This is a genomic window from Faecalibacterium hominis (ex Afrizal et al. 2022) (assembly GCF_049545105.1).
In the GTDB taxonomy this organism is placed as follows: domain Bacteria; phylum Bacillota; class Clostridia; order Oscillospirales; family Ruminococcaceae; genus Faecalibacterium; species Faecalibacterium duncaniae.
In genome coordinates this window covers 538,777-556,303 of sequence record NZ_CP186860.1, presented here as the reverse complement: position 1 = coordinate 556,303, position 17,527 = coordinate 538,777, and the positions used below count along the sequence as shown (strand labels likewise).

General features: G+C 58.7%; 16 protein-coding genes. 6 read left to right on the top strand and 10 right to left on the bottom strand.

The annotated features are described in order from the left end of the window. Positions 1-8: 8 nt before the first annotated feature. The 10 genes from ACKXGA_RS02825 to ACKXGA_RS02780 form a co-directional block, all read right to left on the bottom strand. On the bottom strand, positions 9-869 hold the full coding sequence (locus ACKXGA_RS02825; RefSeq protein ID WP_423730037.1) for an SDR family oxidoreductase: 861 nt from the start codon (positions 867-869) through the stop codon (positions 9-11). 2 nt (positions 870-871) lie between these two features. Next, entirely contained in the window at positions 872-1,183 is a 312-nt protein-coding gene (locus ACKXGA_RS02820) for an AzlD domain-containing protein (RefSeq protein WP_249259093.1), read from the bottom strand. After that, positions 1,180-1,941: an AzlC family ABC transporter permease gene (locus ACKXGA_RS02815; RefSeq protein WP_117534144.1), complete on the bottom strand. Its 762-nt coding sequence runs from the start codon at positions 1,939-1,941 to the stop codon at positions 1,180-1,182. Before ACKXGA_RS02815 ends, ACKXGA_RS02820 begins: the two co-directional genes overlap by 4 nt. Before the next feature lie 127 nt (positions 1,942-2,068). Then, complete coding sequence (locus ACKXGA_RS02810; RefSeq protein ID WP_156065783.1) at positions 2,069-3,880, bottom strand: ABC transporter ATP-binding protein; 1,812 nt, start codon at positions 3,878-3,880, stop codon at positions 2,069-2,071. A 1-nt stretch (position 3,881) separates the two neighbouring features. Beyond that, on the bottom strand, positions 3,882-6,131 hold the full coding sequence (locus ACKXGA_RS02805) for an ABC transporter ATP-binding protein (RefSeq protein ID WP_423730036.1): 2,250 nt from the start codon (positions 6,129-6,131) through the stop codon (positions 3,882-3,884). Continuing rightward, a complete protein-coding gene (locus tag ACKXGA_RS02800) occupies positions 6,124-6,624 on the bottom strand; it encodes a MarR family winged helix-turn-helix transcriptional regulator (protein ID WP_117504178.1) in 501 nt (166 codons plus the stop codon). Before ACKXGA_RS02800 ends, ACKXGA_RS02805 begins: the two co-directional genes overlap by 8 nt. Positions 6,625-6,776: 152 nt before the next feature. Further along, positions 6,777-7,283 (bottom strand): DUF2812 domain-containing protein, encoded by a 507-nt coding sequence (locus ACKXGA_RS02795; RefSeq protein ID WP_423730035.1) that lies wholly within the window; start codon positions 7,281-7,283, stop codon positions 6,777-6,779. Next, positions 7,280-7,597 (bottom strand): PadR family transcriptional regulator, encoded by a 318-nt coding sequence (locus tag ACKXGA_RS02790; RefSeq protein WP_423730034.1) that lies wholly within the window; start codon positions 7,595-7,597, stop codon positions 7,280-7,282. The genes ACKXGA_RS02795 and ACKXGA_RS02790 overlap by 4 nt, the downstream gene beginning before the upstream one ends. Positions 7,598-7,734: 137 nt before the next feature. After that, on the bottom strand, positions 7,735-8,067 hold the full coding sequence (locus ACKXGA_RS02785; RefSeq protein WP_005934393.1) for a GlsB/YeaQ/YmgE family stress response membrane protein: 333 nt from the start codon (positions 8,065-8,067) through the stop codon (positions 7,735-7,737). After that, a complete protein-coding gene (locus ACKXGA_RS02780; RefSeq protein WP_423730033.1) occupies positions 8,064-8,765 on the bottom strand; it encodes an endonuclease III domain-containing protein in 702 nt (233 codons plus the stop codon). The genes ACKXGA_RS02785 and ACKXGA_RS02780 overlap by 4 nt, the downstream gene beginning before the upstream one ends. Before the next feature lie 188 nt (positions 8,766-8,953). Here ACKXGA_RS02780 and ACKXGA_RS02775 point away from each other — a divergent pair, with 188 nt between their 5' ends. From ACKXGA_RS02775 to mutL, 6 genes are all read left to right on the top strand, one after another. Then, positions 8,954-10,228, top strand: coding sequence for a replication-associated recombination protein A (locus tag ACKXGA_RS02775; RefSeq protein ID WP_097771924.1), 1,275 nt, complete (start codon positions 8,954-8,956; stop codon positions 10,226-10,228). Positions 10,229-10,251: 23 nt separating this feature from the next. Continuing rightward, on the top strand, positions 10,252-10,638 hold the full coding sequence (locus ACKXGA_RS02770) for a Fur family transcriptional regulator (RefSeq protein WP_097771183.1): 387 nt from the start codon (positions 10,252-10,254) through the stop codon (positions 10,636-10,638). A gap of 100 nt (positions 10,639-10,738) precedes the next feature. Next, positions 10,739-12,121, top strand: a complete 1,383-nt coding sequence (gene miaB / locus ACKXGA_RS02765) for a tRNA (N6-isopentenyl adenosine(37)-C2)-methylthiotransferase MiaB (protein ID WP_423730032.1) — start codon at positions 10,739-10,741, stop codon at positions 12,119-12,121. A 69-nt stretch (positions 12,122-12,190) separates the two neighbouring features. Beyond that, on the top strand, positions 12,191-12,598 hold the full coding sequence (locus ACKXGA_RS02760) for a YlbF family regulator (RefSeq protein ID WP_005934385.1): 408 nt from the start codon (positions 12,191-12,193) through the stop codon (positions 12,596-12,598). Between the two features lie 120 nt (positions 12,599-12,718). Next, complete coding sequence (gene mutS, locus ACKXGA_RS02755) at positions 12,719-15,334, top strand: DNA mismatch repair protein MutS (RefSeq protein WP_097771180.1); 2,616 nt, start codon at positions 12,719-12,721, stop codon at positions 15,332-15,334. 39 nt (positions 15,335-15,373) lie between these two features. Then, positions 15,374-17,524, top strand: a complete 2,151-nt coding sequence (gene mutL / locus ACKXGA_RS02750; RefSeq protein ID WP_423730031.1) for a DNA mismatch repair endonuclease MutL — start codon at positions 15,374-15,376, stop codon at positions 17,522-17,524. Positions 17,525-17,527: the final 3 nt, after the last annotated feature.

The window sequence follows — 17,527 nt, the reverse complement described above, 5'->3', positions numbered from 1 at the left end:
CTCCCCTATTAGGGGAGCTGGCGCGCGTCAGCTCGACTGAGAGGTTTGATCCGTTTCAAACAGCCTTCAAAACTGCTCAATGTATCATGGAATCGAATCCCCTGTGCGGCCAGCTTTGAGCTGTCCATCACAAGGTTGCGGGAGAAATCAGCAGGCTCGATCTGCACCTGCACGCCCAGCGCTTCGGCAAACTGCCGGGCCGTTGTGACCATGTCGGCATCGTTCCCGCTGCCAAAATTGTATACACCGCCGGGCAACTGCAAGGCGGGGAAGAGCTGTTCCACCACCTCCCGCACCCAGCTGACACCCCGGTGATCGTGTGGTGAAAAGCGAACGGGAGTACCGTTTTGTGCGGCCTGCAGCAGGTTCAGCGGCAGATTGCCCCGGAGGGGCAGGCCATCACCGGGCAGATCGTACATCCACGGAGCCCGCAGAAGCACCACCTCCGGGCAGAGCGCAAGGACCTGCTCCTCGGCCTCCAGTTTGTGGCGGCCATAGGTATTGGCGGGGGAGAGCGGCAGCGTTTCGGGCAGGGGGCCGGGCTGGGTCACACCTGCGTACACCTGATCCGAGCTGAATGAGATCAGTTTGGCCCCGGTGTCCCGTGCAGCTTTTGCCATCCAGACAGGCAGTTCGACGTTGGCACGCTGGGATTCCTCCGGGTGCTGCTGGCAGTAGCCGGTATCGGACAATGCCGCCAGATGCAGGATGACATCCGGCTGCACGGTTTCCACAAAACGGCGAATGGCGGATTCATCGGCAGCGGCCAGAGATCCGCGCGGGAAGGTGAAAAGCTCTGCACGGCCCTGCCACTGGTGCAGTACCCGGGAACCCACAAAGCCGGAGGAGCCGGAAATTAAGATCTTCATGCTCAGTGCACCAAAAACAGTTCCAGCACAAGCACCACGGCACAGCAGGAGACGGACACCTGAAACAGACTGGCTCCGAACCATGCGGCGGCGATGCCCACTACCAGCGCGGCTGCACCGGCAATGGGGCTCTGGGTGGCGTTGATGATGGCCGGGAAGGTCATCACGGCCAGCGTTACATAGGGCACATAGTAGAGGAAGGACTGGATGAACTGGTTTTTGATGGGTTTGCGGATAAGGGTCAGCGGCAGTACACGGATGGCGTAAGAAACAGTGGCCATCACGGCGATATAGACCCAATTATTGTAGGTCATGCCTGCACCTCCTCAGTTCCGGCAGCTTCCGGTGCTTCGGGTGTAACAGGGAACAGAATGGCTGCCCCGCAGGAGATCAGCACCGTCAGCAGGATGGTGCGGGTGCCGTCCGAAAGGGAAGCGATGCCGGGCAGGCAGCCGCAGGCGAAGCTCAGGGCAAAGCTCAGCATCACCAGCACGGCAACGACCCTGTTCTTCCGGGCGGGGGGAATGATGATGGCCAGGAACATGCCGTACAGGGCCACGCTCAGGGCGCTGACCACACGCACGGGCAGCAGATTGCCTGCAATGATGCCCAGCGCTGTGCCCATTGCCCAGGCGGGGGCCGCCAGCGCAATGGCACCGTAGGTGTAGAACGGGTTCAGATAGCCGGGCCGTGCGATCGTGATGCCAAACAGCTCGTCGGTGACATCGTAGCCGATGATGAGCCGGTGGAAGAACGGCGTGCCGGGGGCAAATTTCTGGGCCAGAGCGCAGCTCATCAGCAGGTAGCGCGCGTTGGCAATCAGGGTGATGATGGCAACTTCCAGATAGGTGGCACCGGCAGCGATCAGCGAAAAGGCTGCATACTCACCGGCAGAAGCATTGTTGAACAGGCTTGCAAAAAAGCCCTGAATGGGGGTCAGCCCCGCATTGCGGGCTGCAATGCCCAATGAGAACGAGACAGCAAAATAGCCCAGCGCAATGGGCACACCATCCCGCATCCCCTCGCAGAATACCTTGCGGCTGAATGCGTAGGGCTTTTGAGTGGTTTCCATGAGTGGTTACTCCTTTCCTACTTCAAGACACAAAAATAAGTATAGCACATCCGGTAGGAATTGACAAAAGAAAAAGGCTCAGGTTTTTGATCGAAACCTGAGCCTTTTTCAAAGAAGGGAGCGTGGCTTAATCCACAACATCCTCAAACTGGCTGTTGTACAGGTCAGCGTAGAAACCGCCGGCCTCAATGAGCTGGTCGTGGGTGCCCTGCTCCACAATGTCGCCGTCCCGCATGACAAGGATGAGGTCTGCATCCCTGATGGTGGACAGGCGGTGGGCAATGACGAAGCTGGTACGGCCCCGCATCAGGTTGTCCATAGCAGTCTGGATGCGCTGTTCGGTGCGGGTGTCCACGCTGCTGGTGGCCTCGTCCAAGATCAGGATGCGGTTGTCGGCCAGAATGGCGCGGGCAATCGTCAGCAGCTGCTTCTGGCCCTGACTGACGTTGGAAGCGTCCTCGTTCAGCTCCATCTGGTAGCCGCCGGGCAGGGTGCGGATGAAGTGGTCGGCATTGGCGGCTTTGGCGGCGGCAATGACCTCTTCGTCGGTGGCATCCAGACGGCCATAGCGGATGTTCTCCATGATGGTGCCCTTGAACAGCCAGGTGTCCTGCAGCACCATGCCGAAGCCCTCACGCAGGGCACTGCGGTCAAAGTCGCGGATATCGTGGCCGTTCAGGGTGATGGAGCCGGAATCCACATCGTAGAACCGCATGAGCAGCTTGACCATGGTGGTTTTGCCGGCACCGGTGGGGCCAACGATGGCGACCTTCTGGCCGGGCTGCACCTTACAGCTGAAATCGTGGATGATGGTCTTTTCGGGCACATAACCGAACCGGACATGGTCAAAGGTGACCTGACCATCAATGCAGGCAGGGTCTGCCCGGCGGGCAGGGTCGGCCAGCTGATCCTCTTCGGGCTCGTTCAGGAACTCGAACACGCGCTCGGCAGCGGCGGCCATGCTCTGCAGCATGTTGGACACCTGTGCCAGCTGCTGGATGGGCTGGGTGAAATTGCGGACATACTGGATAAAAGCCTGGATATCGCCGATGGTAATGATGCCGTTGGCGGCAAAGATGCTGCCGACGATGGCAACAGCCACATAGCCCAGGTTGCCCACAAAGTTCATAATGGGCTGCATCAGGCCGGAGAGGAACTGGCTCTTCCAGGCGGATTCAAACAGCTTGTCGTTGGCGGCGTTGAAGTCCTCCAGCACGGCGGCCTCCCGGTTGAAGGCCTTGATGACATTGTGGCCGGAGTAGACCTCCTCCACCTGACCGTTCACAACGCCCAGGGTGGCCTGCTGGGCCTTGAAGTATTTCTGGCTGAACCTGACCACCAGCATCACCAGCACCAGAGAGACGGGCAGGATGAGCAGTGCGATCAGGGTCATTTTGGGGCTGATGGACAGCATCATGATCAGCACGCCGATCATGGTGGTAATGCTGGTGATGAGCTGGGTCACGCTCTGGTTCAGGCTCTGGCCCAGGGTGTCCACATCGTTGGTGATGCGGGAGAGCACCTCGCCGACTGTCCGCTTTTCAAAGTAGGCCAGCGGCAGGCGGTTGATCTTTTCGCTGATCTGGCGGCGGAAATCATAGCAGACCTTCTGGGAAAGGCCGGTCATCAGCCAGCCCTGAATGAAGCTGAATGCGGCGGAGCAGAGGTACATGGCCAGCAGGATGAGCAGGATCTTGCCGATGTAGGCAAAGTCGATGCCGCCGATCCCCCGCAGCTTGGCGATCCAGCCGGTGGCAAGGGCCGTGGTGGCCTTGGCCAGAATTTTGGGGCCTGCGATATTGAAGATGGTGGAAAGGATGGCAAAGACCATCACAACGATGAGGGAGAGCTTATACTGGCTCAATGCGCTGAGGAGCTGCCGCAGAGTGCCCTTGAAATCCTTGGCGCGCTCGGTGGTCTGTTTTCCGGGTCTCGGCATATCACTCATCCTCCTTTCCGGTGTTCAGGTCTTGCAGGTTGAGCTCCTTCTGGCTCAGCTGGCTCCTGGCGATCTCCTGATATTCAGGGCAGGTGGCCATGAGCTGCGCGTGAGTGCCCTTGCCCACCAGCCTGCCGTCGTCCAGCACCAGGATCTGATTGGCGTGGAGGACGGTGGAAATGCGCTGTGCCACGATGATCACAGTGGCGTTGTCGGTCTCTTCTTTCAGCGCACGGCGCAGGGTGACATCCGTCTTGTAGTCAAGGGCAGAGAAGCTGTCGTCGAACAGATAGATCTTCGGCTCCTTGGCAATGGCACGGGCGATGGAGAGCCGCTGCTTCTGACCGCCGGACACGTTGGAGCCGCCCTGTGCGATGGGGCTTGCATAGCCCTCAGGCTTTGCGTCGATGAACTCGGTGGCCTGTGCGATGGAAGCCGCCTTCTTCATGCCCGCATCGGTGATCTGTGCACCGCCGAATTTCAGGTTGCTCTCGATGGTGCCGCTGAACAGAACGCCCTTCTGGGGCACATAACCCAGCAGGCTGTGGAGCTGCTCCTGCGGCATCTCCCGCACATCGATGCCGTCGATGGTCACGCGGCCGCCGGTGACATCATAAAAGCGGGGGATGAGGTTGAGCAGGCTGGATTTGCCGCAGCCGGTGGAGCCGATGATGGCTGTGGTCTCGCCGGGGTTTGCGGTAAAGCTGATGTGCTCCAGCGCGTCGCTGTCGGCACCGGGGAAGCGGAAGCTGACATCTTCGAACCGGACCACGCCATCCCAGCCCTTCTTTTCAAGGGCGGGCTTTGCGGTGGCAGCGTCGGGATCATGGATGGAAGCCTTGGTGCGGCAGACCTCGTCGATACGGTCAGCAGCCACACCGGCACGGGGAAGCATCACGGCCACCATGGCCAGCATCAGGAAAGACATGACGATCTGCATGGTGTAGGTGATGAATGCGATCATCTCGCCCACCTGCATATTTCCGGCATCCATGGCCTTGCCGCCGAACCAGACGATGAGCAGGCTGGTGCCGTTCATGATCAGGGTCATAAAGGGCATCATGGCCACCATGGCGCGGTTGGTGAACAGCTGGGTGCCCATCAGCTCCCGGCTGGCAGCATCAAAACGCTTTTCCTCAAAGGATTCGCGGCTGAATGCACGCACCGGCATCACGCCGGTCAGGATCTCGCGGCTGACGAGGTTCAGCTTGTCCACCAGCGTCTGCATGATCTTGAACCTGGGCATGGCGATGCTCATCAGAACCGTGATGAGCAGAAGCAGAGCGGCCACGTCCAGCACAATGATCCAGGCAAGGCCGGTATTGCCCTGGGTGACGTGCATCACGCCGCCGATGCCCAGAATGGGAGCGTAGGCCACCATGCGCAGCAGGATGACACAGGTGAACTGCACCTGCTGGATATCGTTGGTGGTGCGGGTGATCAGGGAAGCGGTGGAGAAATTCTCGATCTCCGCGTTGGAAAAGTGGATGACCGAGGAAAAGGTCTCTCTGCGCAGTTCCCTGCCGATGGAAGCCGAGACGCGGGAGGCGATCAGGCCCACCAGAATGGCAACGACCACCATCAGCAGAGTCAGGGCCAGCATCTGGCCGCCCACCCGGAAGAGGTAGGCCATCTGCACATCATGGGAAACGCCCTGTGCCTCATATTCCAGGCTGATCAGCAGGGTGGCCTGACTTGCCATGCTGGAAAGGGTGGTCTCGTCTACCTGTTCCATGGCGCTGGCCAGTTGCTGCTGGATCATTTCCCGGGAAAAACCGGGCATCTGGGCCATGGCTGCGAACTGGGCACAGACGGCATCCAGATCTTCCGCCGTGGGAGCAGCGGTCATGGCTTCCGCTTCATCCCCGGCAGGGGCGTTGGCATTCTGCGCCGCCGCCATATACAGCACGATATCCGATGTGGTAACGGCCTCCTCCAGAGCGGTGCGCTCGGCATCGGTCAGGTCACTGCGGAGCTTCAGAACACCGTTGTCCTGAAGATAATATCCGTAGGCATTCTGCAGTGCATCCGCATCCTCTTCGCTCATCAAAAGCGAGAGGGCATCCAGTGTGCTTTGGCGCACAGTCTCCGGCAGGGGGCTTTCAATGCCGCCCTGCTGGATGCCGGTGTCCACGATCCTGCTCGTGTAATCCGGCAGGGAAAGGTCGCAGTAGGCTTGCACGAACAGCAGAGCCACCACGGCAAGGCAGGCGGCCCAGTGGCGGGCCAGCTGCTTGAAAATTTTACCCATTTTCGTTTTCTCCCTTCAATTTTGCTTGTTGCTCCGCATTTTCCGCCTCCACGGCCTCCAGCAGTACACCGGTCAGGGAGAACAGCTGCTCCCGTTGCTCTTCCGGAATGCGGCGGATGACCCGCTCAAAGTAACGGCTGATGGCGGCCTCGACCTGGCGGCTGGCATCCAACCCCTTTTCTGTGGGGCGCACCAGCGTTTTGCGGCGGTCGTTGGGGTCTGTGATCCGCTCAATGAGTCCATCCTGCTCCAGCTGGCGAAGCGCGCGGGAAACAGCTGGCAGGGGCTGCTTGACAGCGGCGGCCAGATCAGAAACATAGATAGAGCCGTTCTGGCCATGCTCTTCAATGGTCATCAGCACGCCTTCCAGCATGATGAAATGACACTTGGGGCAGCTTTCCAGTGCCATTTTGGCACCGCGTTTGCCTTCCGTGCTCAGCCGATGCAGATAATGGATCGCGGCGAACAGTTCCGGTGCGCTCTTCTGCGGCATACGAATCCTCCTTATCACTTGACAGATACAAATACTTAACAAATGATAACTATTTGCTGATGACAATAATATACCCGCCTGCATCGGAATGCAAGCGGGTAAACATGAACTTTTTGAAAACTCTGAAGATCCTGCGCATCAAGGAGAAAAAATCACTCGTGGAGCTGACGTTCTTCCATCAGACTCTCTCGTTTGCTGCTGATACGTCCCAGCCCGTAGGCCAAAAACGTGGCGCAAAGCAGGTTCAGCCATGCCAGCGATGCACCGCTGAAGGTGTTGGTAACGCCTATGAGAAGGTTTGCCAGACAGAGCAGCCTCACCATCTGTCCAATTTTGTTCAGGTGGGAGATACGGGAATCCACATCCGAAAACATATCAAAGGGACCTAGCTGGGCGCTGCGGCGGAAATATCCCCAACTGAAGCAATGCCCAACGCTCTGTGCTTCCAACTCTTCCATGAAACTATCAAAATCCGGGGAACTGTCCAGCATGGCAAGCCGGATGATGTACTGGCCGGGTTCCGTCTTTTCAAAGGTGTAGGTACAGAACCCGGCATTCTGCAGGGCCCAGCCCTCCTGCGCCATTTCGTTGAGCCAGCGTTCTTCTTTTTCAAATTCCCAGACCCAGAAATTCCGATGCAGCGTTTTTGTTTCACTCATACCTGTTCCTCCTGTAAAATGGCGCGGCCATTGGCAGCAAGCTCCTCCAGCCGGACCAGCTCCTGTTGGAGCACCTTCAGCCCGGCGGAGGTCAATTGGTATTCTTTTTTGCGGCTCCCGCTTTCCATGGGCAGGGGAGAGATCCACCCCTTTTCGCACAGGGCATTCAGGGCACCGTACAGGGTTCCGGCAGCCAGCCGTACCCTTCCGCCGGAGAGCTGCTGGGTCTCCTGCATGATGCCGTAGCCATGCCGCGGATGATAGAGGGAAAGCAGGATGTAGTAGGTGGTTTCCGTCAGTGCCGGATTTTCCATTATATCACCTCGCTTTGTATCGCTATGCGATATATCATGGATGCATTATATCGCTTCTCGATATAACTGTCAAGGGGCGGAAAATAAAAAAGCTCTCCCGGAGGGGAGAGCAAAGACAAACAACCAGAGAAAACCGGTCAACGATCGTGGAACAGTCGGTTATCCACCCAGATGCAGACGCAGGCACCCAGCACCGAGATAACAAAGGAGCTGATGCTGCCGGTGGCATGGATGCCGATGAGACCGAACAGGAACTCGCCCACAAAGCTGCCCAGAATGCCCAGCACAATGTTGCGGCCGGTGGAGGTCTGGGTGCCCATGAATCGGTTGGCAATATGACCGGCCAGAGCACCTACCAGCACGCCCACGAGCAGGGAAGCCAGCAGGCCGATCAGAGAGAACAGGCCCATCAGCACGCCCACCAGAGCGCAGATCAGGGCAAGGACGATCAGGATAGACAAAGTGATCATACAGAAGCCTCCTTGGTTTCTTTTGTAAGAACGGTGTTTTCTGCCGCGTACCGGCAGATATCGTTCAAACAGCACTTTTCACATTCGGGTTTGCGGGCATTGCAGACAGCCCGGCCATGCATCACAAAGCGGTGGCACAGGTCACTGCCTTCCTCCGGCGGGATGATCTTCCACAGGGCCATCTCCACTTTCTGCGGCTCCTTGATGCCGTCCACCAGCCCGATCTTATTGCAAAGCCGGATGCAGTGAGTATCTGTGACGATGGCAGGCTTGCAGAACACATCGCCCATGATCAGGTTGGCGCTCTTGCGGCCCACGCCGGGCAGTGCCAGCAGCTCTTCAAAGGTGGTGGGCACTTTGCAGTTGTATTTATCCCGCAGCACCCGCATACAGCCCGAGATATCCCGGGCCTTGCTGCGGCCCAGCCCACAGGGCTTGACAATGGCTTCGATCTCATCGGGCTCTGCCGCAGCCAACGCTGCTACATTGGGGTATTTTGCAAACAAGTCCTGTACCACAATGTTTACCCGGGCATCGGTGCACTGAGCCGCCAGCCGGACGCTGACCAGCAGCTGCCAGGCGTGGTCGTAATCCAGCGTGCAGGCTGCATCTGGATATTCTGTTTTCAGCCGGTCGATAACCTGGAGCGCCAGCTCCTTTTTGGCAGAGAGATCTTCTGCCGCCGCAGCTTTCTTCATCTGAACCCCTCGTTTCCCGTAAATGTACTATGATAATAGCATGTTTCGACTTTTTTGTAAATGGGGTTTGCGGCATCCATCTGAGAATGATTTTCATTATTGCTCTTGCTGTTCGTGTAAAAATGAGGTATACTATTTCTATATAAGGCCCATGCAGAACAGCAGGGCAGTACAGGAGGGAACGCCCGATGAATGAACCGCTGGCGCAGCGTATGCGCCCCAAAACGCTGGCCGAAGTCTGCGGCCAGCAGCATCTGCTGGCCCCGGGGCGGGTGTTCCGCCGCACCATCGAGAGCGGCCGCATCCCCAACATGATCTTTTACGGCCCGTCCGGCACGGGCAAGACCACCGTGGCCCGCATCATTGCCGAGAACAGCGGCATGACGCTGCACAAGCTCAACGGTACTTCCTGCGGCACGGGGGATATCAAGGCAGTGCTCAAGGATATCGGCACACTGGCCGGGGCGGGGGGCATCCTGCTGTACCTCGATGAGATCCAGTATCTGAACAAGAAGCAGCAGCAAAGCCTGCTGGAGTGCATTGAGGACGGCACGGTGACCCTGATCGCCTCCACCACCGAGAACCCATATTTTTACATCTATAATGCACTGCTTTCCCGCTGCACCGTGTTTGAATTCAAATCGCTGACAGCTGCGGATGTGGAGCAGGGGCTGCGGAACGCCCTGAAAAAGCTTTCGGAGAGTGAGGGCACGCCCATCCGGATGGAGGACGATGCCTGTGCCTATCTTGCCGAGAGCGCGGGCGGCGATCTGCGCAAGGCACTGGGTTGCCTTGATTTTGCAGTGACGGCGGCGGCTCCCGAACCGGAGGGAAAACACATCACGCTGGATATGATCCAGCAGGTCACCCGCCGCACTGCCATGCGGTACGACCGGGACGGCGATGACCACTATGATATCGTGTCGGCTTACCAGAAATCCATGCGCGGCTCCGACCCGGATGCAGCGCTCCACTATCTGGCCCGGCTGCTGGAAGCCGGAGATCTGCCCTCGGCCTGCCGTCGGCTTATGGTGTGCGCCTGCGAGGATGTGGGCCTTGCCTACCCGCAGATCATCCCCATCGTCAAGGCGGCGGTGGATATCGCCAACGCGGTGGGCCTGCCCGAAGCGCGGCTCCCCCTGGCGGATGCAGTTGTGCTGGTGGCGACCAGCCCCAAATCCAACAGCGCCCACGATGCCATCAACGCTGCCATTGCGGATGTGCAGGCCGGGCGTACCGGGCCCATTCCCCGCCAGCTGCAGAACAAGCACTATGACGGCGAGGATGCGCTGGTAAAGGGCCAGAATTACAAGTATGCCCACGATTACCCCAACCACTGGGTCGAGCAGCAGTATCTGCCGGATGTGCTCAAGAATACAAAATACTACACCTTTGGGGAAAACAAGAACGAGCAGGCCTCCCGCGCATATTGGGCGCGGATCAAGGGCGAAGAAAACGTATAAAGGGAAGAGAAGGAGAGAGGAAGATGCGTTATTCCAAACAGCGGGAGCTGGTGCTGCACACCGTGGAGCAGCTTTGCGACCACCCCACCGCCGAAGAGATCTTTGATAAGGCGGCCCCGGAGTGCCCGGGCCTGAGCCTGGGCACTGTCTACCGCAACCTGAACAGTCTGGTGGAGGCAGGCATGGTGCGCCGGGTGTCCATTCCGGGCAGGGCGGATCGTTTTGATCACACCCTGTGCTGGCACAGCCACCTCTACTGTACAGCCTGCGGTGGCGTAGTGGATGCCGATGTGGACGAGAAACAGGTGATGAGGCTGGTGCGCCGCCAGAAGGATGTTGTGGTGCAGGACTGCGCTGTGGTGCTGTTCGGCCTGTGTGAAGCATGCGCCAAAAAGCAGGCAGAAGGCTGAATTACCCCGAAGGATTCTGAAATTTGCGGTTTCCCACTTGCCCTTATGGCAGAAAGAGGGTATACTAAAAAGAGCTTTTGAAAAATAAGGATGGTTTTTATTGGAATACATTAACTTTGAACACAACGAAACGGCTGCGGAGCTGGTGCGTGCGGCTTACGACACCCCGCCGCTGGCCTTTGTTCACAGCTATGGCTGTCAGCAGAACGTCAACGATGGCGAGCGCATCAAGGGCGTGCTGGTGGATATCGGCTACGGCCTGTGCGATAAGCCCGAGGATGCAGACCTCATCCTCTTCAACACCTGCGCCGTGCGGGAGCACGCCGAGCAGCGCGTGTTCGGCAATGTGGGTGCACTGAAGGGCCTGAAGGAGAAAAAGCGCGGCCTGATGATCGGCCTGTGCGGCTGCATGGCCAACCAGAAACATGTGGTGGAAAAGCTGCGCAAGAGCTATCCCTATGTCGATCTGGTCTTTGGCGTGGATGGCATCGATACCCTGCCCCAGCTCATTGCTCAGAAGCTGCAGAAGCATAAGCGCGTGCTGATGGAGCCTGCCCAGCGCCCGGTCATCGTGGAGAACATCCCCATCCGGCGCGAGAGTGAGTTCCGCGCCTGGCTGCCCATCATGTACGGCTGCGACAACTTCTGCACCTACTGCATCGTACCTTATGTGCGGGGCCGTGAGAAGAGCCGCAAGCCCGGCGATATCCTGGCGGAGTTCCGGGGGCTGGTGGAAGCCGGATACAAGGAGATTACCTTGCTGGGCCAGAACGTGAACAGCTACGGCAAGGGCCTGGAGGAACAGGTGGACTTTGCTGATCTGCTCAATCTGCTCTGCACTGTGCCCGGCGATTACCAGATCCGCTTTATGACCAGCCACCCGAAGGATGCCAGCCACAAGCTGATCGATACCATTGCGGCCCAGCCCCACCTGTGCAAGCACCTGCACTTGCCGGTGCAGTGCGGCTCGGATGAATTGCTGAAAAAGATGAACCGCCATTACACCATCGGGCAGTACATGGAGCTGATCGAGTACGCCCGCAAAAAGGTGCCCGGCATCACCTTCTCCAGCGATATCATCGTGGGCTTCCCCGGGGAAACGGAGGAGGATTTCCAGGACACGCTGGAACTGGTGAAGAAAGTCGGCTACATGCAGCTATTCACCTTTATCTACTCCAAGCGCACCGGCACCAAGGCTGCCGAAATGCCCGACCCCACCCCCCGCGCGGAGAAAACCGACCGGATGACCCGTCTGCTCAAGGTGCAGGACGAGATCGCAATGGATCTGGTCCGGCAGCAGGTGGGCCAGACTGTCCGGGTGCTGGTGGAAGGCTATGGCCGCAGCGATGGAACCCTCTCCGGCCGGTTGGACAACAACCTGACCGTGGAGTTTGCCGCTGACCCCGCCCTGATGGGCAGCTACGCACAGGTGCACCTGACCGGTGCCCGCGCCACTGTCCTGCTGGGCGAACTGGAAACGTGATCCCGGGGCACACCGGCCCCAATGATAACCTGACCATAAGAACAAACACATCAAAGGAGATTTTTGATTATGGATTGCATCGATCTGTTCAAGCGCGCCGCCATGGCACTGCAGACTGACCCCCGTTACCTGGCTCTGGATCAGGCCCGCAAGGCAAACGACAAGGATGAGGAGCTGCAGAATCTCATCGGGGAGTTCAATCTGGCCCGCATGGATCTGAACAACGAGATCAGCAAGAGCGAGCGCAGTGATGAGCGCATCGCCGAGCTGAACACCAAGGTCAACGACCTGTACGGCAAGATCATGGCTGACGAGGGTATGACTGCTTACAACGAGGCAAAGCGCGACTGCGAGAACCTGGTCAACTACATTGATGCCATCATCAACACCGCAATGAACGGCGGCGACCCCATGACCGTGCAGGAACCCAGCGAATCCTGCACCGGCAGCTGCTCCACCTGCGGAGGCTGCCACTAACAGGTAAAATGAGAACGCGGCTGCAAATCGCAGGCCGCGTTTTCCTTCCATTCGCAGTTACTTACTGCAAACCGACGGAAAGAAGCAAAGCGGCATAGCCCGCAGGAAAGGTGAACGATTATGGCAGAACTGTCGCCCATGATGCAGCAGTATATGGACATCAAGAAGCAGTATAAGGACGAGATCCTGTTTTACCGCATTGGCGACTTTTACGAGATGTTCTTTGACGATGCGCTGACCGCCTCCCGGGAGCTGGACCTGACCCTGACGGGCAAGCAGTGCGGCATGGAAGAGCGTGCCCCCATGTGCGGCGTGCCCTTCCACAGCTACGAGGGCTATGTGGCCCGCCTGATCGCCAAGGGATACAAGGTGGCGATCTGTGAGCAGATGGAGGACCCGTCCAAGGCAAAGGGACTGGTCAAGCGCGATATCATCCGGGTGGTCACGCCGGGCACTGTCATCGAGAGCAGTATGCTGCAGGATGACAAAAACAACTATATTGCAAGCATTTTTCTGAAAGGGAACGCGGCGGGCATCTGCTTTGCCGATGTTTCCACTGGCACGGCCCACATCACCGAGCTGAAACGGGAGAAGATTGTGCCTGCCGTGATCGCGGAGCTCTGCCGCTACCATCCCAGCGAGGTGCTGATGAACCCCGGAATGCTGGACTGCCGTGAGCTGACCGGCTATATCAAAAAGAACATGACCTGCTCTGTGGAGCTGGTGGAAGAGGAGCGCTACGCCCCGGGTCTGGTGGCCATTTCGCTGGAAAATCAGTTTGGCCGCAATTGGGATGAGACGACCTCTATCGACAAAAAAGGTCTGGTGCGGTTTGCCATGGCCGCACTTCTGGAATACCTGCACACCACCCAGATCAAAGGTGTGGAGCGCCTGAAGACCGTCATCAGCTACAATGAAGCCCAGTATATGCAGCTTTCGCCGGTGACGCGGGCCAACCTTGAACTCACCGAGACCCTGCGGGGCCGCGAGAAGCGGGGAACTCTGCTCTGGGTGCTGGACAAGACCAGCACTGCCATGGGCAAGCGGCTGCTCCGCACCTGGATCGAGCAGCCGCTGCTTTCCAGCGATGCCATCAACCACCGTCTGGATGCTGTGGAAAGCCTGGTCAACCAGACCGTACAGCGCGGCGATCTGATCGAAGAACTGCATTACATCGCTGATTTGGAGCGTATGATGACCCGCACGGTCTACGGCTCGGCCACGCCCAAAGAGATCTATGCCATGGCGCAGACCTGTGAGCGCCTGCCCAGCCTGCGCCAGCAGGCCGAAAGCTGCGGCTGCGCCGAACTCAGCGAGATCGTCTCCAGGATCGACCCGCTGAGCGATATCAAGGACAAGATCTATGCCGCTGTGGACCCTGACGCACCCTCTACCCTGAAGGATGGTGGTGTCATTGCCAAGGGCTACCACCCCGAGGTGGACGAGCTGCGTTCCATCCGCGATAACACCAAGGGCGTGCTGGCTCAGCTCGAGACCCGCCTGCGGCAGGAGACCGGCATCCCCAAGCTGAAGATCGGCTATAACCACGTGTTTGGCTATTTCATCGAGGTCAGCAACTCTTATAAGGCACAGGTACCGGAGAGCTACATCCGCAAGCAGACCCTGACCACCGGCGAACGCTACATCACACAGGAGCTCAAGGAGCTGGAAAATAAGATCCTGGGTGCTCACGAGCGGCTGATTGCTCTGGAACACCGGCTGTTCAATGAGCTGCTGGAAAGCATTGGTGCCCAGCTCGACCGCATCCAGCGTACAGCCAACGCCGTGGCAGAGCTGGACGTGCTGGCCGCTCTGGCTCAGGTGGCAGCAGAAAACAACTACTGCCGCCCCACTGTGGATGAGAGCGATCAACTGACCATCGTGGAGGGCCGCCACCCTGTGGTGGAGCAGATGCTCAAGGGCAGTCTGTTCGTACCCAACGATACCACCCTGAACTGCGGCGAAGATCGCTGCCTCATCATCACCGGCCCTAACATGGCAGGCAAATCGACCTATATGCGCCAGAATGCGCTGATTGCCCTGATGGCACAGATCGGTTCCTTTGTTCCGGCCAGAGAATGCCATGTGGGTGTAGTGGATGCCATCTTTACCCGCATCGGCGCGTCGGATGACCTTTCGGCAGGTCAGTCCACCTTTATGGTGGAGATGACCGAGGTGGCAGAGATCCTGAAGAACGCTACCTCCCGCAGTCTGGTGGTGCTGGATGAGATCGGGCGCGGCACGTCCACCTTTGACGGCATGAGCATTGCCCGCGCCGTGGTGGAGCACATCAGCGACCCTGCCAAGGGACTGGGCTGCAAAACCCTCTTTGCCACCCATTACCACGAGCTGACGGACCTTGAGGGCACCATCAGCGGCGTGAAAAATTACAACATTGCGGTGAAAAAGCGGGGCGAGGATATCACTTTCCTGCGCCGCATCGTCCGCGGCCCTGCCGATGACAGCTATGGCATTGAGGTGGCAAAGCTGGCCGGTCTGCCCGGCACTGTGACCCGCCGCGCCCACGAGGTGCTGCGCGCACTGGAAGCCACTGCCCCCAAGAACAAGGTGGAGCAGATGGACTTTGATGCGCTGCAGGAGTATAATTCTCCTGCAGTGCCCAGCGAGGTGCTGGAAAAACTGGATGCGCTGGATGTGGAAACGCTGACCCCCATTGAAGCGCTGAATTTCCTGTACGAGCTGAAAAAGACCTTGAAGGGCAGCCTGAACGGCTGATTTCCTGAAAAATCCTAAAAAACAGGGGAGGGAACGAATATGGCAGTCATCCATGTTCTGGACAAGCACACGGCGGAGCTCATTGCAGCCGGTGAGGTGGTGGAGCGGCCTGCTTCCGTGGTGAAGGAGCTGCTGGAAAACGCTATTGATGCCGGGGCAAGCCAGATCACCGTGACCATTGAATCAGGCGGCGTGAAGCTGATCGAAATCAGCGACAACGGTTCGGGCATTGAAGCAGAGTATATCCCCACGGCATTCATCCGCCACGCCACCAGTAAGATCCGGACGGAAGATGATCTGAACCATATCCACACCCTGGGCTTCCGTGGAGAAGCGCTGGCTTCCATTGCCAGCGTGGCGCGGGTAGAAGTACTGACCCGTACTGAGAACGACGAGTGTGCCTCCGTCTACCGCATCGAGGGCGGCGAGGATTATCCGCTGGAGCCCGGTGCACGCGGCGTGGGCACTACCATCCGGGTGCAGGATCTGTTCTACAACACCCCGGCCCGGATGAAGTTCCTCAAAAAGGATTCCAGCGAGGGTACCTTTGTGGCGGATATTGTGGCCCATGTGGCCCTGAGCCACCCCGAGGTCAGCTTCAAGTTTGTCCGGGAGGGCAAGCTGCAGTATGTCACCCCCGGTGACGGTAAGCTGCGCAGTGCCGCCTACGCGGTGCTGGGCCGGGAATTCAGCCGTGACCTCATGGAGCTGGACAATCAGGAAGGGGTCTACCGGGTGTGGGGCCTCATCACCCAGCCCAGGAGCTGCCGCGCCAGCCGCAGTATGCAGTATTTCTACATCAATGGGCGCTATGTCCGCAACCGCACCATGATGGCGGCCATGGAAACAGCGTTCAAGGGCACCACGATGCAGGGCAAGTTCCCTGGAGGAATCTTGCTTCTGGAAATGCCCGCTGACCTTGTGGATGTCAATGTCCACCCGGCCAAGACTGAGGTGCGCTTTGCCCGGGAAAACGATATCTTTGACCTCGTTTATCACGCTGTCAAGCTGGCACTGGCCCAACCGGGCACCGGAGAACGGCGCTTCGCCTTTGAAGAGGATAAAAAGGACAAGGAATCCAACAAATCGGAAACAAGTGATAATGCGACGGAAAATGATGTAAAGAAGAATGACTTTACAGGGCTTTCTGCCATCATTCCGGGCCAAGCCGAGCCGGGAACGCTCCATGAGCATACCCCTCAGCCCCAGCGGAGCTTCCGGAGCTTCACTCCGGCACCGGCAGCAGCACCGCCGTCCCGTCCGGCACCTGCAAGCCACCCGGATATCCTGCCTGTGCCGGGCACTGCCGAGGAAAAGCCGACAGAGCACAGCTGGACAACGGTTGCATCGGGCCTGCCCATCCGGCAGGATGCCACCCTGCACAGCCCGGCACCAGCTCCCACGGAGAGTGAGCCTGAAGCACCCGCCTTTGCCGCAGCGCTGGGAGAAGGTGCATTGGACATTGAGCCGGACGGCGTGGATCTGCCCGAACATCAGGACCACATGGCGGCATGGGATCCTGCCCCCAAGGAGGAAATGCCTGCCGCCCCAGCTCCGCAGCAGACCTCTGCTGCCGAGGATACGCCGGAACAGCTGGGCTTTGACGTGCAGGAAGGCCCTGCCCCTCTGCGCTATGTGGGTGAGATCTTCAAGACCTATATCCTCGCTGAGCGCGGGGAGGAGATCTGCATCATTGATAAGCACGCCGCCCACGAACGCCAGCTTTTCGAGAAGCTGGCGGCAAACTATGGAGATGTTCCGGCCCAGCTGCTGCTGGAGCCGCTGGTGGTGGAGCTGTCGGCGGAGGAAAAGACTGCACTCCTCTCCAACCTTGAGCTGCTGGAAAGCGCAGGACTGGAGATTGATGACTTTGGCGGCAACAGCGTGTTCCTGCGCTCTGTGCCCGCGGATGTGGAACAGGGCAGTGCCGAGGATCTGCTGGTGGAGCTGGCGGATAAGCTCTCCAAGGGCAGCCGCGATGCCCTGAGCGAAAAGACCGAGTGGGTGCTCCATTCCATCTCCTGCCGCGCGGCCATCAAGGCGGGGGATAAGACCTCCCCGCAGGAGCTGATGGCACTGGCCGAAAAGATCCTCTCGGGCGAGGTACCGCCCTTCTGCCCCCATGGTCGGCCTTGTGTCCTTAAATTGACCCGGAAGGAGCTGGAAAAGCAGTTTGGACGGATCGTGTAACAA

Bases quoted from the DNA above. Each gene is read 5' to 3' on its own strand.
- ACKXGA_RS02760 (WP_005934385.1), top strand. From the start codon at position 12,191: ATGGATTGCATCGATCTGTTCAAGCGCGCCGCCATGGCACTGCAGACT.
- ACKXGA_RS02805 (WP_423730036.1), bottom strand. From the start codon at position 6,131: ATGGGTAAAATTTTCAAGCAGCTGGCCCGCCACTGGGCCGCCTGCCTT.
- ACKXGA_RS02795 (WP_423730035.1), bottom strand. From the start codon at position 7,283: ATGAGTGAAACAAAAACGCTGCATCGGAATTTCTGGGTCTGGGAATTT.
- ACKXGA_RS02810 (WP_156065783.1), bottom strand. From the start codon at position 3,880: ATGCCGAGACCCGGAAAACAGACCACCGAGCGCGCCAAGGATTTCAAG.
- ACKXGA_RS02800 (WP_117504178.1), bottom strand. From the start codon at position 6,624: ATGCCGCAGAAGAGCGCACCGGAACTGTTCGCCGCGATCCATTATCTG.
- ACKXGA_RS02770 (WP_097771183.1), top strand. From the start codon at position 10,252: ATGCGTTATTCCAAACAGCGGGAGCTGGTGCTGCACACCGTGGAGCAG.
- mutL (WP_423730031.1), top strand. From the start codon at position 15,374: ATGGCAGTCATCCATGTTCTGGACAAGCACACGGCGGAGCTCATTGCA.
- ACKXGA_RS02820 (WP_249259093.1), bottom strand. From the start codon at position 1,183: ATGACCTACAATAATTGGGTCTATATCGCCGTGATGGCCACTGTTTCT.
- ACKXGA_RS02780 (WP_423730033.1), bottom strand. From the start codon at position 8,765: ATGAAGAAAGCTGCGGCGGCAGAAGATCTCTCTGCCAAAAAGGAGCTG.
- ACKXGA_RS02825 (WP_423730037.1), bottom strand. From the start codon at position 869: ATGAAGATCTTAATTTCCGGCTCCTCCGGCTTTGTGGGTTCCCGGGTA.
- ACKXGA_RS02790 (WP_423730034.1), bottom strand. From the start codon at position 7,597: ATGGAAAATCCGGCACTGACGGAAACCACCTACTACATCCTGCTTTCC.
- mutS (WP_097771180.1), top strand. From the start codon at position 12,719: ATGGCAGAACTGTCGCCCATGATGCAGCAGTATATGGACATCAAGAAG.
- ACKXGA_RS02775 (WP_097771924.1), top strand. From the start codon at position 8,954: ATGAATGAACCGCTGGCGCAGCGTATGCGCCCCAAAACGCTGGCCGAA.
- ACKXGA_RS02785 (WP_005934393.1), bottom strand. From the start codon at position 8,067: ATGATCACTTTGTCTATCCTGATCGTCCTTGCCCTGATCTGCGCTCTG.
- ACKXGA_RS02815 (WP_117534144.1), bottom strand. From the start codon at position 1,941: ATGGAAACCACTCAAAAGCCCTACGCATTCAGCCGCAAGGTATTCTGC.